Origin of the sequence: Streptomyces sp. NPDC021012, assembly GCF_044333355.1 — a bacterium.
Taxonomy (GTDB): Bacteria; Actinomycetota; Actinomycetes; order Streptomycetales; family Streptomycetaceae; genus Streptomyces.
In genome coordinates this window covers 793,784-808,357 of sequence record NZ_JBIRQU010000002.1, presented here as the reverse complement: position 1 = coordinate 808,357, position 14,574 = coordinate 793,784, and the positions used below count along the sequence as shown (strand labels likewise).

10 protein-coding genes are annotated in these 14,574 nt (G+C 73.3%); 4 read left to right on the top strand and 6 right to left on the bottom strand.

The features are described 5' to 3' along the window. Window positions 1-66 precede the first annotated feature (66 nt). The 4 genes from ACH4TP_RS08880 to ACH4TP_RS08865 are packed head-to-tail and all read right to left on the bottom strand — an operon-like array spanning window position 67 to window position 3,892. On the bottom strand, window positions 67-522 hold the full coding sequence (locus tag ACH4TP_RS08880) for a MaoC family dehydratase (RefSeq protein WP_352028654.1): 456 nt from the start codon (window positions 520-522) through the stop codon (window positions 67-69). Window positions 523-562: 40 nt separating this feature from the next. Continuing rightward, window positions 563-2,077, bottom strand: coding sequence for a long-chain fatty acid--CoA ligase (locus ACH4TP_RS08875; RefSeq protein WP_398436622.1), 1,515 nt, complete (start codon window positions 2,075-2,077; stop codon window positions 563-565). Window positions 2,078-2,087: 10 nt separating this feature from the next. Further along, window positions 2,088-2,957 (bottom strand): amidohydrolase family protein, encoded by an 870-nt coding sequence (locus tag ACH4TP_RS08870; RefSeq protein WP_389224503.1) that lies wholly within the window; start codon window positions 2,955-2,957, stop codon window positions 2,088-2,090. Window positions 2,958-2,980: 23 nt separating this feature from the next. Then, a complete protein-coding gene (locus ACH4TP_RS08865) occupies window positions 2,981-3,892 on the bottom strand; it encodes an SDR family NAD(P)-dependent oxidoreductase (protein ID WP_398436620.1) in 912 nt (303 codons plus the stop codon). A 156-nt stretch (window positions 3,893-4,048) separates the two neighbouring features. Here ACH4TP_RS08865 and ACH4TP_RS08860 point away from each other — a divergent pair, with 156 nt between their 5' ends. The 4 genes from ACH4TP_RS08860 (at window position 4,049) to ACH4TP_RS08845 (ending at window position 9,400) form a co-directional block, all read left to right on the top strand. After that, entirely contained in the window at window positions 4,049-4,903 is an 855-nt protein-coding gene (locus tag ACH4TP_RS08860) for a PaaX family transcriptional regulator C-terminal domain-containing protein (protein ID WP_398436618.1), read from the top strand. Window positions 4,904-5,233: 330 nt separating this feature from the next. Beyond that, complete coding sequence (locus ACH4TP_RS08855; RefSeq protein ID WP_398436616.1) at window positions 5,234-6,625, top strand: NAD(P)/FAD-dependent oxidoreductase; 1,392 nt, start codon at window positions 5,234-5,236, stop codon at window positions 6,623-6,625. Between the two features lie 137 nt (window positions 6,626-6,762). Then, window positions 6,763-8,028, top strand: a complete 1,266-nt coding sequence (locus ACH4TP_RS08850; RefSeq protein ID WP_398192594.1) for an MFS transporter — start codon at window positions 6,763-6,765, stop codon at window positions 8,026-8,028. Window positions 8,029-8,080: 52 nt separating this feature from the next. Next, window positions 8,081-9,400 (top strand): carboxylesterase/lipase family protein, encoded by a 1,320-nt coding sequence (locus ACH4TP_RS08845; RefSeq protein ID WP_398436614.1) that lies wholly within the window; start codon window positions 8,081-8,083, stop codon window positions 9,398-9,400. Here the strand turns inward: ACH4TP_RS08845 and ACH4TP_RS08840 are convergent. Beyond that, the gene (locus tag ACH4TP_RS08840; RefSeq protein ID WP_389224515.1) at window positions 9,387-10,724 is read right to left on the bottom strand and encodes a hypothetical protein; all 1,338 of its coding nucleotides are present in this window, start codon (window positions 10,722-10,724) and stop codon (window positions 9,387-9,389) included. The two genes, ACH4TP_RS08845 and ACH4TP_RS08840, sit on opposite strands and share 14 nt — an antisense overlap. Window positions 10,725-10,786: 62 nt before the next feature. Further along, window positions 10,787-14,548 carry a choice-of-anchor D domain-containing protein gene (locus ACH4TP_RS08835; RefSeq protein ID WP_398436612.1) on the bottom strand — a complete coding sequence of 1,254 codons (3,762 nt, stop codon included), beginning with the start codon at window positions 14,546-14,548 and terminating at the stop codon, window positions 10,787-10,789. Between the last annotated feature and the right edge of the window lie 26 nt (window positions 14,549-14,574).

Sequence of the window (14,574 nt, the reverse complement as noted above, 5' to 3'; positions counted from 1 at the left end):
CGGTCTTCTGACACGCGGAAGGGGGCGACTGCTCGAAGCAGCCGCCCCCTTCCGCGTACGGGCGGATCAGGCGAAGAAGCGGTACACCGCCTGCGCGACGCAGGCCGGCTTGGCGACGCCGTCGATCTCCACGGTGAGGTCCACGACGACCTCGACCCCGCCCTTGACGTCCTCCACGGACACCACGCGGCCGTGCGTGCGGATCTTCGAGCCGACGCGCACGGGGGAGGGGAAACGGACCTTGTTCAGGCCGTAGTTGACGGCCATCGAAACGCCCTCGACCTGGAGCAGCTCGCTCCACATCGGGATGAGCAGCGAGAGCGTCAGGTAGCCGTGGGCGATGGTGCCGCCGAAGGGGCCCGCGGCGGCGCGCTCGGCGTCGACGTGGATCCACTGGTGGTCGTCGGTGGCGTCGGCGAAGGTGTCGACGCGCGGCTGGGCGATCTCGACCCAGGAGCTGTGGCCGAGGTCGGCGCCCGCCTGGGCCTTGATCTCGTCGATGCCGTGGACGGTGAGAGCCATGGTGGTACTCCTTGACGTATCAGAAGACGTAGAAGAGGGGTCAGGCACCGTAGAGCGCCCGGATGGGGGCCTTGAGCAGCTTTCCGGTGGCGTTGCGGGGGAGTTCGGGAACGAGGACGACGCTCCGCGGGATCTTGTAGCGGGCGAGCCGGCCCTCCAGGTGGGCGATCAGCTCCCCTTCGGTGACGGTCGCGCCCGCGCGGGTGACGACGACGGCCCGCCCCACCTCGCCCCAGCGGGCGTCGGGCACGCCGATGACGGCCGCCTCGGCGACGTCCGGGTGCAGGAGCAGGGCGTCCTCGACCTCGGCCGGGTAGATGTTCTCCCCGCCCGAGATGATCATGTCCTTGAGGCGGTCGACGAGCGTGACGTAGCCGTCCTCGTCGACCGTGGCCACGTCGCCCGAGCGGAAGCGCCCCCCGTCGCGGAAGGCCGCGGCGGTCGCCTCCGGGAGGTTCCAGTAGCCGGGGGTGACGTTCGGTCCCGAGACGACGACCTCGCCCTTCTCGCCGGGCGCCGCCTCCTCGCCGGAGGGCAGCAGCACCTGGACGTCGGTGAAGAAGTGCGGGACGCCCGCCGAACCGGCGCGGCTCACCGAGTCGGACCGGTCCAGGATCAGGGCGCCCGGCGAGCTCTCCGTCATGCCGTACCCCTGGACGAAGGCGAGGCCGCGGTCCAGATACGTCTGGGCGGTGCGGGTCGGCACCGGGGCGCCGCCGCAGAGCAGGTTGCGCAGACTGGTCAGGTCCGCCTCGGCCCACCCGGGGGCCGCCGCCATCGCGTCGTACATCGTCGGCACGCCGAACATGCAGGTCACCCGGTGCCGTTCGATCAGCCGCAGGGTGCGGTCCGGGTCGAAGGAGGACTCCAGGAGGACCGTGCCGCCCTTCAGCAGGGTCGGCAGACAGCTCATGTTGAGCGCCGCCGTGTGGAAGAGCGGCGCGGAGACCAGCGCCACCTCGTCGCCGGCGAGGTCGGTGTCCACGAGGACGTTGAGGCTGTTCCAGACGATGTTGCCGTGGGTGAGGACGGCACCCTTGGCGCGGCCGGTGGTGCCCGAGGTGTACATGATGAGGCAGACGTCCTCGTGCCCCACCTCCTCGTCGAGCGGCTCCGTCGACGCGGCCGCGAGCAGCTCCTCGTACGAAGCGCCGGCACCGCCGTCCACGGCGAGGACGATGCCGACGCCGGCGGCCTCCGACAGCTCCGTCACCCGCTCGGGCGACTGCCCGGCATGCACCAGGACGGAGCTGCCCGAGTCGGTCAGCTGGTGCAGCAACTCCGGTACGGCGAGCCGGGTGTTGAGCGGGACGAACACCGCCCCGAGGAGCCCGGTCGCGAAGAGCGTCTCCAGGTACGCCGGGTGGTTGGGACCGAGATACGCCACCCGGTCGCCGCGTCCGACCCCGGCGCCCCGCAGGGCGTGGGCCAACCGGGTGCAGCGGTCGTGGAGTTCGGCGTAGTCGATCGCACGGCCCTCGTGCAGGAGGGCCGTGCGCCGGGGCGATTTGCGGTCGCGGCGGGCGGGCCAGGAGCCGATGCCCTGGTTGCGCATGGGGTACCCCTCAGTGTCCGGTGAGACCGAGCAGCGCGGCCGCGTTCTCCTTGAGGATCTTCGGACGGACCTCGTCCTTGATCGGGAGCTCCGCGAAGTCCGCCAGCCAGCGGTCCGGGGCGAGCAGCGGGAAGTCGGAGCCGAACAGCACCTTGTCCTTCAGGAGGCTGTTGGCGTACCGGACCAGCTGCGGCGGAAAGTACTTCGGCGACCAGCCCGACAGGTCGATGTACACCTGCGGCTTGTGGGTGGCCACCGCGAGCGCCTCGTCCTGCCAGGGGAAGGACGGGTGGGCGAGGACGATCCTCATCCCCGGGAAGTCCGCGGCGACGTCGTCCACGTCCATCGGGTTCGAGTACTTCAGCCGGATGCCCCCGCCGCCGGGAGCGCCCGCGCCGATGCCCGTCTGCCCGGTGTGGAAGACCGCGATCGCACCGGCCTCCTCGATCGCCTCGTACAGCGGGTAGGCCATCCGGTCGTTGGGGTGGAAGGCCTGGATGTTCGGGTGGAACTTGAAGCCCCTGACCCCGAACTCCTCGACGAGACGCCGGATCTGACGGACCGCCGCCTTCCCCTTGTACGGGTCGACCCCGGCGAACGGGATGATCACGTCGGGGTTCTTCAGCGCCGCCTCGGCGATCTCCTCGTTCGGCACCGGCGGGGTGCCGGTCGCCGACTCCGCGTCCACCGTGAACACCACGCAGGCCATCCGCCGTTCGCGGTAGTACGCGGCGATCTCCGGCAGCGTGGGGTGACGGTGCTCCGCCTTGAAGTACGCGCCCGCGGCGGCGTCGAGCTCGGCGGAGAGCGAGGCCCCGCCCTTCTCGGACACCTCGGCGTGGGTGTGCATGTCGATGGCGACGAGCGCGTCCACGTCCATCGGGGACACCGGGCCGTGGCCGCTCACAGCTGCGGCGCCGGGATGCCGAAGGTCTCCGGGGTGCGGCCGACGGTCACCGGCCAGGCGGCCGCGATCGCCTCGGCGCTCCAGCCGCCGTCGGCGTACGCCACCGACACCTCCTGCGGATGCGACCACAGGGAGAGCTTGTCGCCGCCGATGCCGACGCACTGGCCGGTCACCCCGGCGGAGGCGTCCGAGGCGAGGAAGGCCACCAGGCCGGCGACGTCCTCGGGCGTGCCGAAGCCCTCGCCCTTGCGCAGGCTGTCCGGGAACGCGACGCCGTCCTTCTCCAGGGCCTCGACGTGCGGGGCGAAGACGGGGATCGTCTTGGTCATGGCGGTCGCGGCGACCGGGATGACGGCGTTCGCGGTGATGCCGGCCTTCGCCAGCTCCATGCCCCAGGTGCGCACCATGGCGGCGATCCCGGCCTTGGCGGCGGCGTAGTTGGTCTGCCCGAAGTTGCCGCGCTGTCCGGCGGGGGAGCCGGCGACGACGATCCTGCCGCCCTCGCCCTGGGCGCGCATCCGCTCGACGGCGGCGCGGACGCAGGTGAAGGTGCCGCGCAGGTGCACCTCGACGACGGTGTCGAAGTCCTCGTCCGTCATCTTCCACAGCACCCGGTCCCGCAGGACGCCGGCGTTGGTGACCATGACGTCGAGCCGGCCGTACGTGTCGACGGCGCGGGCGACGAGGGCCTCGGCGGCCTCGGTGGAGCCGACCGGGACCACCTCGGCGACGGCCCGCCCGCCGTCGGCGGCGATCAGGCGCACGGCCTCGGCGGCGGCCTCGGCATCCACGTCGTTGATCACGACGGCGGCGCCGGCGGCGGCGAGGGAGCGGGCGTAGGCGAGGCCGAGTCCGCGGCCGCTGCCGGTGACGACGGCGACCTTGCCGGAGAGATCCACATGAGTCATGAACGGGGGTCCTTTCCCGTGAACGCGGTGTGGGGCGCGGGGAATCGCGACCGGTCGCACACCGTCGGGCCAACAAGTTAGGCATTCTTCTGTCGGCCGTCAATGAACTGCCGAATGTTGGGGGCGGATTCCCGGAACCCGCCCTACGCTGTCCCCGTGACGCAGCCCGCCCCGACCGCAGAGACCGGACCTCCCGCCGAGCCCGGCGCTCCGCCCCGCCCCCAGTCCCTGATGCTGACCTTCTTCGGCATCCACGTCCTCGGCACCGGAACGGCCCTGTCCTCGGCGAGCGTGATCGACGCCTTCGCCCGCGTGGACGTCGGCGAGGACGCCGTCCGCTCCACGCTGACCCGCATGGTCGCCCGCGGACTGCTCGCGCGGCACCGGCGCGGCCGCCGGATGTACTTCTCGCTCACGCCCCGCGCGGCCGAGGTCCTCGCCGACGGCGAGGAGCGGATCCACCGCACCGGCGCCGTCAACCGGGGCTGGGACGGCACCTGGACCCTGGTCGGCTTCTCGCTGCCCGAATCCTGGCGCCGGGAACGCCACGACCTGCGCTCGCGCCTCGTGTGGGCGGGCTTCGGCCCGCTGCAGAGCGGCCTCTGGGCGGCGCCCGGCCGGGTGGACGTCGCCCCCCTCGCGGCCGAGCTCGGGCTCGGGGACCGTATCAGGGCCTTCCACGGCGAGGCCGCCGCGCCCACCGAGGCCGGCCCCCTGCTCCGTACCGCCTTCGACGTCGACGCGATCGCCGAGGGCTACCGCGCCTTCCTGGCCCGCTGGGACGCCGCCGCCCCCGCCGAGGCGCGCGACGACCTCGGCCGGCTGCTCCTGCTCCACACCGACTGGCTCGACCTGGTCCGCCGCGACCCGCACCTGCCCGCCGAGCACCTGCCCGCCGACTGGCCCGCCGAGGCCGCCGAGACGCTCTTCCGCGAGCTCTCCGCCCGCTTCGAGCCGGGGGCCCGGCGGATCGCGGAGGAGATCCTCGACCGCTGGGAGCCGGAGGGGTAGCGGCGGGGGCGACCGGGGCGACTCCGGTGCGGCCGTGCGGTTCCGTCGTGCCGGGGGTGTCGGGCCGAAGGCGCTGCCGTGCCAGGGGCGCTGCCGTGTCGAGGGCGCCGCCGTGCCGGGAGCGTCGGGCCGAAGGCGCCGCCGCGCTGGGGATCCGCCGTGTCGAGGGCGCCGCCGTGCCGGGGGTCCCGCCTGCGGGCGGCCCGAGCGGCGCCCCCGTGGGCGTGCTTACGTCAACACCATTGACCTTGTCGTGCGCGGCGGAGTCTCATGGGCGGCACTTCGGAGATTCCCCGTGCCGGGCGTCTCCGCGACCCCGAAGGAACCCCCATGGACCACCTCAGCTCGCTCCGGGACGTCGACCACACCCCCTTCTGGCTCGACGACCCCCGCCGGCCGCAGGCCGCCCCCGCCCTCGTCGGCGGCACCACCTGCGACCTCCTCGTGGTCGGCGGCGGCTACACCGGCCTGTGGACCGCCCTCGTCGCCAAGGAGCGCGACCCCTCCGCCGACGTCGTGCTCGTCGAGGCCGATGAGGTCGGCGGCGCAGCCTCCGGCCGCAACGGCGGATTCTGCGAGGCCAGCCTCACCCACGGCCTGGCCAACGGCATCGAGCGCTGGCCCGACGAGATCGGCCGGCTGGAGCGCCTCGGCCGCGAGAACCTCCAGGCCATCGAGGACGCCATCGAGCGCCACGGCATCGACTGCGAGTGGGAGCGCACCGGCTCCCTCGTCGTCGCCACCGAGCGCTACCAGCTCGCGGGACTCGTGGAGGAGGCCGACGCCGCCGCCCGATACGGAGGCGAGCACGTCCTGCTCGACGCCGACGCCGTCCGCGCCGAGATCGACTCCCCGACCTTCCTCGGCGGCCTGTGGAACAGGAACGACGTGGCCATGGTCAACCCGGCCCGGCTCGCCTGGGGCCTCAAGCGGGCCTGCCTCGACCTCGGCGTCCGCATCCACGAGCACACCCCCGCGACCTCGCTCGACGAGCACGGCGCGGTCGTGAGCGTCGGCACCCCCTACGGCCGGATCACCGCCCGCCGCGTCGCCCTCGCCACCAACGCCCACCCCTCCCTGCTCCGGCGCCACCGCCCGTACACCGTGCCCGTGTACGACTACGCGCTGATGACCGAGCCGCTCACCGAGGAGCAGCTCGCCTCCGTCGGCTGGAGCCGCCGCCAGGGCTTCGCGGACTGCGCGAACCAGTTCCACTACGTCCGGCTGTCCGCCGACAACCGCATCCTCTGGGGCGGTTACGACGCCGTCTACCACGGCGGTCCCGTCCGCGCCGAGCACGACCGGCGGCCCGAGACGTACGCGAAGCTCGCCGAGCACTTCTTCACGACCTTCCCGCAGCTGGAAGGGGTTCGGTTCAGTCACGCCTGGGGCGGAGCCATTGACACCAGCACCCGTTTCTGCGTTTTCTTTGACACGAGTCACCACGGCAAGGTCGCCTACGCCGCCGGCTACACCGGCCTCGGCGTCGGCGCCACCCGTTTCGGTGCCGAGGTGCTGCTCGACCTGCTCGCGGGCGAGCACACCGAGCGCACCGGCCTGGAGCTCGTACGCCGCAAGCCGCTGCCCTTCCCGCCCGAGCCCGTCCGCTCGATCGGCATCAACATCACCAGGTGGTCCATGGCGCGCGCGGACCTGAACGAAGGCCGCCGCAACCTCTGGCTGCGCACCCTCGACCGCTTCGGTCTCGGCTTCGACAGCTGAGGCTCCGACGGCCGAGGCTCCCACGGCCGAGGCCTCGGCAGCCGAGCGGCCCGCCGCACCCCACGCACCGCCCTTCCCGCTCACGCAAGACCCGCCGCGCAGCCCGCCCTCCGGGGCCGCGGCCGAGGAGACCCGACATGAACGCATCCGAAGTCCGGCCGGCCGCCCCGGCGGCCGTGGAGCCGCAGGCCACCGCCCCGGCCGCCCGCCGGGGCGACCTGTTCCGGCTGATGCCCATGCTCACGGTGGCCAACGCCGCCATGTTCATGCTCTACATGGGCATCGGCGCGGTCCTCCTGCCCGTCCAGGTCGAACTGATCGACCCGGCGAACAAGGTCGCCGACTTCGGTCTCGTCTCCGGCGTCGCCGCGATCTTCGCGACCCTCTTCAACCCGCTGGCGGGGCTCCTCTCCGACCGCTCGGGACGGCGCAACCCCTGGATCCTGTGCGGCGGCCTGGGAGCCCTCGGCGCGCTGGCGCTGCTCGGCGCCGCCCGCACGGTCCTCCTGGTCACCATCGGCTGGTGTCTCGTCCAGGCGATGATGAACGTCTACCAGGCGGCCCTCACCGCCGTCGTCCCCGACCGCGTCCCCGTCGAGCGCCGGGGCCTCGCCTCGGCGATGGTCGGCATCGGCACCCCCATCGGCTCCGCCATCGGCATCTCCACCGCCGCCCTGTTCGTCCCCTCCGACATCTCCTTCGGCTACCTCGTGATGGGCGTGGTGATCGCGGGCGCGGCCGTCCTCTTCACCGCCGTCGTCCGTGAGCGCAGGCAGCCGAAGGCGGAACCGGTGCCGCTGCGCAGGCAGATGGCCGCCTTCGCGGACACCATGAGGTCGGCCGACTTCCGCTGGGTCTTCATCGGCCGCTTCCTGATGATGCTCGGCTTCTTCTCCGTCTCGCTCTTCCAGATGTACATCCTCCAGGACCACATCAAGCTCCCCGAGGGACTCGACGCCAACGAGGCCGTCGCCTTCCTCGCCCCGATCGACGCCGGCACCACCCTGCTCGCCACCGTCGTCGGCGGACTGCTCTCCGACCGCATCGGCCGCCGCAAGCCCCTCGTCGGCATGTCCTGCGCCCTCTCCGGCCTCGCGATGCTGGTGCCCGTCGTCCTGCCGGACTGGACCGGCATGCTGATCTTCACCGTCATCGCGGGCCTCGCCTTCGGCTGCTACATGGCCGTCGACACCGCCCTCGTCACCCTGGTCCTGCCCAGCGCCGACGACGCGGCCCGCGACATGGGCGTCCTCAACATCGCCAACGCCGGCCCGCAGATCCTCGCCCCCCTCCTGGCCTCCCTGCTCGTCGGCGCGATCGGCTACGACGGGCTGTACGTCACGGCGGCCCTCATCACGCTGGCCGGCGCGGCGGCGGTCATCCCGATCAAGTCGGTGCGCTGAGGCACGCGACACCCACCGAGACCGTACGACCCCCCTCATCAGGAGCCCTCTCATGACCGAACCCCTCGTCACCACCGTCCGAGGTCCCGTGCGCGGCGAGCGCCGTGCGGACGGGACCTTGCGTTTCCTGGGCATTCCGTACGCGCAGCCGCCGGTGGGGGAGTTGCGGTTCGCGGCGCCGGTGCCGCCGGAGGCGTGGTCGGAGCCGCTGGACGCGAGGGCGTACGGGCCGACGGCGCAGCGCCGGCCGTTCGCGGAGGTGACGACGATTCCGGAGCCGTCGGTCCCGGGTGCGGGGGTGCTGAACCTGAACGTGTTCACGCCGGCGGCCGACCCGGAGGCGGGTCTGCCGGTCCTGGTGTGGTTCCACGGTGGTGGGTACGTGGCGGGTTCGGCGGCGAGTCCCTGGTACGACGGGGCCGCGTTCAACCGGGACGGCGTGGTGCTGGTCTCGGTCGGTTACCGGCTGGGGATCGAGGGCTTCCTGCATCTGGAGGGTGCGCCGGACAACCGGGGGGTGCGGGACTGGGTCGCGGCCCTGGAGTGGGTGCGGGACAACATCGCGGCTTTCGGTGGTGATCCGGAGAGGGTCACGATCGCCGGGCAGTCGGCGGGTGGTGGTGCGGTGCAGACCCTGCTCGCGGTCCCGTCGGCCGAGGGGCTGTTCCGGGGTGCGATCTCCGTCTCCGGCGCCGTCATGCGGCCCCAGGGCAGGGACCTGGCCGAGGCGGTGACGGCGCTCTTCACCTCCCGCACCGGCGTCCCCGCCACCGTCGAGGCCCTGCGCGACCTGACCGACGACGAACTCCTGGACCTCCAGGACCTCCTGAACACGCCCGGCCCCGGCCGCGACGAGCTGCCGATGGTCGTCCTGGCGCCCTTCGCGGACGGCGAGCTCGTGCCGGACCCGGTGCACGAGGCGCTCGTCGACGGCGTGGCCGGAGCGGACGTCCCGCTCATGCTCGGCCACACCGCCCACGAGTTCGACATGGTCGAGCCCCGTGAACTGGGGGCCGCGATGACCGAGGCCATGTTCCGGGAGCCCGTCATGGAGATCGCCGAGGCCCGCGCCTGGGCCGGCCGCCCGACCTGGCTCTACCGCTTCGACTGGCAGGCGACCGCGCCCGGTTACGAGGGGCTGGCCCACCACTGCGTGGACATCCCCTTCGCCTTCGACCTCCTGGACGCCCCCGGCGTCCCCGAGGCCCTCGGCGACAACCCGCCCCAGCCCCTCGCCGACGCCGTGCACGAGGCCTGGGTCCGGTTCGTCCGCGACCTCGACCCCGGCAAGTCCTGGCCGCGCCACGCGTCCGACACCCGGGCGATGCGCGTCTGGGCCACGGAACCCACGGTCGTCCTCAGGGATGCGTGAAGACCCCCACCATGCGGGTGTCCGGGTTGCTGCTCATCCCGACGATCGCCCCGCCGTCGGCGCGGTTCACGCGCGCGTGCGCGCCCGCGTAGCCGTCGTCGGTGAGGAAGAGGCCCAGCGCCGCGATCCAGTCGTCCACGGTCCCGGTCACCGGGTCGTACACGGGCTCGGGGCGCGGCACGACCCGCTCCTGCGCCACGTAGCCGCCGCGCTCGACCGCGAGGTCCAGCGCCTTTCCCCACGCGGCGTCGGAGAGCTCCCAGCCGACGAACGTGTCCAGACCGCCGTACCCGGCCCCGGGCTTGAGGATGAGCCGCTCCCGCCGCTCCCGGCAGAGCTCGACCGCCTCGGCGGGGCCGGAGGCGCGCAGGGTGCGGCTCCACGGCAGGACCCGCTCGACCAGGGCCCGCTCACCGGCGTCGAAGGCGTCGCTCCGGAGCGGGTCGGAGAGCAGGGCGAGGGCGCTCTTGTGGGAGTAGAGGCCGCTCTCCAGGGACGTGAACAGCACGGTCCTGCCCGCCTCGTGGGCGCGGAAGAAGGGCTCCGCCGCCCCCGGTCCCTCCGGGTCGTCGAGCAGCTGGCTCGCCGCGAAGTTCCGCAGCACCAGGTCGAGCGGGGTGCCGTCCAGGGTGAGTTTTCCGTCGGCACGCGCGCGTACGTCGCCGATCTCGCCGATCCTCAGGTCGAGGCCCTGCTCGGCCATCGCCTCCTGGGTGGCGCGCATCAGCCGTCCGTACGGGGCGACACCGCCGCGCCCCTCGATCAGCCCGATCACCGGTTCCGCGGAGCCGGACAGCGCGGGACGGGCCCGGTCGCGCAGGACGGCGGCGACCCGCGCGGCGATGTCCACATGGCCGAGGCCGTGCTCGCGCGCGAAGCCGGCGAACTCGGGGACCCGCAGCAGCGACTGGTTGAGGACGTCCATGTCGAGGCCACCGACCTCGCTGCCGAGGTTGAACTCCAGGAGCTTGAACGCGGTGCCGTCGTGGTACGCGTCGGCGCGGCCCAGCTTGGCGGGGACGCCCGAACCGGCCCGGCGGAGCAGCGCCACCAGCGCAGGGCCGAGCCCGATCTCCGCCGCGTACCGCTCGACGTCCCCGTCGAAGAGCCGCTCCGGCAGCGACAGCAGGAGGTCGAAGAGCCCCTCCAGGTCCCGGGCGAACGCGGCCGTCTCCTCGGCCGGTAAGAACCAGGGCCGGGGCAGCAGGTGCGGACGCCAGGCCTCCTCGAAGGCGGGGGGCAGCTCGGCCCGCGCGACGGCCGTCGCGAGCCCGCCGTCCCCGCGCAGGCACTCGGCCACGTACATCCGGCTCAGTTCGGTCATCGGTGTCGCTCGCCTCTCGTCGAAGGGATCGGGGCCGTGCTCCGAGGGGCGAGCAGGGTACCTCAGTAGCCGACGCGCACTCCCGTGACCGCATGACGGTCCGTCAAACCACCGGTGGCTCCGGAGAATCCGACCAGGACGTTCCTGGGCAGCGTCACCGCCACGTCGATGACCCGGGTGCCGTCGACCAGGACGACGAGGCGGCCGGCGGCGGTGACGTTCACGTCGATCACACGGCTGCCCGTACGCAGCGCGGGCACGGCAGTCGAGGTGGCCGCGTACTGGAGGGTGGTGCCCGAGCCCCCGGTCGCGACGCCCACGAAGTTCGACGACGGCTCCCCGGGGTTGCGGTACGTGTCCAGGGTGACCGCCACCCCGGGCAGGCCGGCGAAGCCGAGGCCGCCGCCCCCGCCGCCGAGGGCGGTGGGCGTCGCGCGGGACGCGTCGAGGAGCACGAGCGCGAGCCCGTCGGCGCCGGTGCCGCCCGAGAGGGTGGCGGTGAAGCGGGCCCGCAGTCGCGCGGACGGCACCGCGGTGGCCTGGACCGCCGAGCCCTTCAGGTAGGCCTGGGCCGGGGTCAGGACGAGCGTGGTGCCCGAAAGGGCCGCGCTGCCGTTGTACGTCCAGCCGTTGGGACCGGGCGGTGGCACGGCGTACGAGGAGGCGGTGATCGTCGCGCCCCGCACGGCGTGGATGTCGGTGATGCCGCCCGTCCCGCCGGTGAAGGCGAGCAGCGCGGTCGGGGTGAGCGAGGCGACCGTCGTCCGCAGCCGCTGGGTGCCGTCCACGGAGACCGTGACGGTCTTGCCGGCGACCGAGACGGAGACCGTGTGGGTGCCCGACCGGAGGTTCGGCACGCTCGTCGTCGTCGACGCGTAGGTAAGGGCCGAACCGCTGCCCCCGGTGGCGATCCCGACGAAGTTCGCGGACGGATCGCCCGGGTTCTTGAACGTGTCGAAGGCGACGGCCACGCCCGGGAGGCCGGTGTACCCGAGGCCGCCGCCGACCCCGCCGAGCGCGGACGGCGTGGTCCTCGCCGGGTCGAGCAGCGAGAACGTCATGCCGTCGGCGCCGGTGCCGCCGCCGATCACCGTGGTGAACGAGGCCTTGAGACCGTCCGTCAGGACGGGCACGGGCCAGACCGCGGAACCCCGCTGCGAGGCGCTCGCCTGGGTCACCTGGAGGTCGTCGCCGGAGATCCGGGCGGAGCCGTTCAGCTTCCAGCCGCCCGCGCCGGGCGTGGGGACGGTGACCGTGGTCCCGGCGACACCCGAGCCGGTCAGGGCCTCGCTGTGCGCACCGCTCCCGTCGTCGGAGGTCAGCTCGTACGCGGCCGTCACCGCGCCGACGGACGTGGGGGAGAAGGTGACGGCCTGGTGGACGACGTCGTCCGGGCCGAGGACCTGGCCCTCGCTGATCGGACTGCTCACCTGGAAAGGGGCCGCCGGAGGCTTCGCCTTGGTGATGGTGAGGGGGATGTTGCCGGTGTTGCTGATGTCGAAGGTCTTCGTCACGGACTCGCCGACCTTCACCTGCCCGAAGTCCGTCGAGGTGGGCGTGAGGGTGAGCTGCGCCCGTCCGGTCACGGCGGTGCCGCGCAGGCCCACGGACACCGTGCCGTTCGTCCCGGTGACGGCGAGCGTCCCGGTGTCCGTACCGGCGGCCGTCGGCGCGTACGCCACCTGGACGGTGACGGACTGCCTCGGCGGGACGACCGTGCCGGCGGCCGGCGGATCGGACGCGGTGAAGGGGCCGCCGGGCGGGGAGACCGAGGAGATCGTCTCGTCGGCCGTCCCCGTGTTGGTGAACGTCACGCCGAGCGCCTTCCGCGTCGTCGTGGCCACCGTGCCGAAGTCGAGCGCGGCCGGGGACGCCACGAGACCGGGCCGGGTCCCGTACCCGGTGAGGCCGAGTGCGCTGTCGCCCAGGTCGGTGGCGAAGGTCAGGGCCGAGGTGTCCGGACCGGGAGCGGTCGGCGAGAACGACACCTGGACGGTGTGAGTGTCGCCGGCCCGCAGCGCCCGGGGCAGCCCCGCGGAGGACGCCGAGAACGCGCCGCCCGCCGGCGTGCTCACCCCGGTGATCGTCACGTCCCGGGTCGCCGTGACGGTGGCCGTCACCGTGCCCGTCGTACCCACCGCGACCTCGCCGGCGTCCACCGGGTCGCCCGTCAGCGCCGTGTTCGCGGGGCGGCCGAAGGCCAGCACGTGCCCGTCCCGCGTCCCCACGTAGACCCGCCCGCCGTCGGTGGCCGGCACCGAGAACTTCGAGGCCGTGCCGATCGGCGCCGACCAGCGCAGCCGCAGCGTCCCGTTCACGGGCACCGCGTCGTACGCGCGCAGCTGCCCGTTGGCGCCGTTCGCCCCGTCCGCGGCGACGGCCCACACCAGCGCCGAACCCGGATTCGTCCCCGTGGACGTCACCACCGGCGAACCCGAGGTGTAGCCGAAGGTCTGCGTGCTGCTGCCCGTGTTGGTCAGCCCCGGCAGTCCCGAGCCGGTGAGCCCGTACGCGAACGCCCGCAGCGGTCCTCCGGAGCCGATGGCGTACACGTAACCGCCCTGCCCGCCGTACACCGCGGGATGCCCCCAGACGCCCTCGTACGGACCGAAGGCGCCGAGCACCTTGTCGCTGCCGCCGGGGCCCTGGCTCCGCCCGCCGAGATCGTCGCGGTCCAGCAGGAACAGCCGCCCGTCCTTGCCGATCTGGACGAGGAGCCGCGGATGCGCACCGGTCCCGAAGAGGGGCTCCGGCAGGGCCACCGGGCCCCCGGAGCCGAGGTCGGTGTCGTTCTGGTCGAGGACCGGGGCGTCGGACGGACTGAAGAAGTCCTGTGCCGACATCGTGCCGTCGCTGTTCACCCCGAGCCGGACCACCGACTCCGCGAGCTGACCCGGTGGCCGGTTGCCGGGGCCGGGCGCCGGGGAGACCCCGTTGCCCGTCGAGAACAGGATCCGGCCCGGACCGTCGGAGACCAGACCGCCCCCGCTCATCCACACCCCCGCCATGCCGTTCGCGGAGGAGTCCTCGGTGGCCCACAGCGTCGTCTTCCGCGTCGAGGTGCTCACGCCCATGACGTAGCCGACGTACGGCCCCCGGTCGCAGTGCGAGGCGAAGGCCGCGTACACCGAACCGCCCATCAGGAGCAGACCGGGGCGCTGGCCGGCGGTGTACGGGTTGAACGCCCGGCCCGGGTCGTTCACCGGGGCGCCCGCCACCTTCACCGGCCAGCCCGCGCGCTCGGCGCCCGTCGCCGGGTCGAGCGCGTGCACGTACCAGTCGGGGTGCTGGACGTCCGGCCCGTCGTTCACCTTCGCGGTGAGGTACACGGCATCGCTCGCCGGGTCGTACACGGGCGTCGAGGTGACCCCGATGTTCGGCACCAGGTCTCCGCAGGTGATGGCGGAGGCGGGCCAGGGGGCGCCGAGGCTCTTCGTCCAGCCGATCGCGCCGCTGGCCGCGTCGATCCCGTACACCTTGTTGTTCTCGGTGGCCGCGACCAGGGTGCGCCCCACCACCAGCGGCTGGGCGTAGACCTGGCCGTCGACGGCGGTGGAGAACTGCTGCCCGAAGTCCGAGCTGGACACCTGCTCGGGGGCGAGCCCCGGCTCGTCCCGGTCCCAGCCGGTGCGCAGGTCGTCCTGGGAGACCGTCGTCTGGTCGGCGGCGGGGGCGCCGGCGAGGGCGGGAGCGACGGCGGTGGGGACGGCGGGCACAGGAGGGGTGGCGGGGACGGCGGTTCCGGTGGCTGCCCCGCCGCCCAGCAGGCCCGCCGTCAGGGACATCGTCAGGAGTCGGGCGATCGTCCTGCGCCGGCCGGCCATCTTTCCCCCATCACATGGACGCACGA

Coding starts and splice junctions, on each gene's coding strand:
- ACH4TP_RS08880 (WP_352028654.1), bottom strand. CDS start 522: ATGGCTCTCACCGTCCACGGCATCGACGAGATCAAGGCCCAGGCGGGC.
- ACH4TP_RS08845 (WP_398436614.1), top strand. CDS start 8,081: ATGACCGAACCCCTCGTCACCACCGTCCGAGGTCCCGTGCGCGGCGAG.
- ACH4TP_RS08835 (WP_398436612.1), bottom strand. CDS start 14,548: ATGGCCGGCCGGCGCAGGACGATCGCCCGACTCCTGACGATGTCCCTG.
- ACH4TP_RS08855 (WP_398436616.1), top strand. CDS start 5,234: ATGGACCACCTCAGCTCGCTCCGGGACGTCGACCACACCCCCTTCTGG.
- ACH4TP_RS08850 (WP_398192594.1), top strand. CDS start 6,763: ATGAACGCATCCGAAGTCCGGCCGGCCGCCCCGGCGGCCGTGGAGCCG.
- ACH4TP_RS08865 (WP_398436620.1), bottom strand. CDS start 3,892: ATGACTCATGTGGATCTCTCCGGCAAGGTCGCCGTCGTCACCGGCAGC.
- ACH4TP_RS08840 (WP_389224515.1), bottom strand. CDS start 10,724: ATGACCGAACTGAGCCGGATGTACGTGGCCGAGTGCCTGCGCGGGGAC.
- ACH4TP_RS08875 (WP_398436622.1), bottom strand. CDS start 2,077: ATGCGCAACCAGGGCATCGGCTCCTGGCCCGCCCGCCGCGACCGCAAA.
- ACH4TP_RS08870 (WP_389224503.1), bottom strand. CDS start 2,957: ATGGACGTGGACGCGCTCGTCGCCATCGACATGCACACCCACGCCGAG.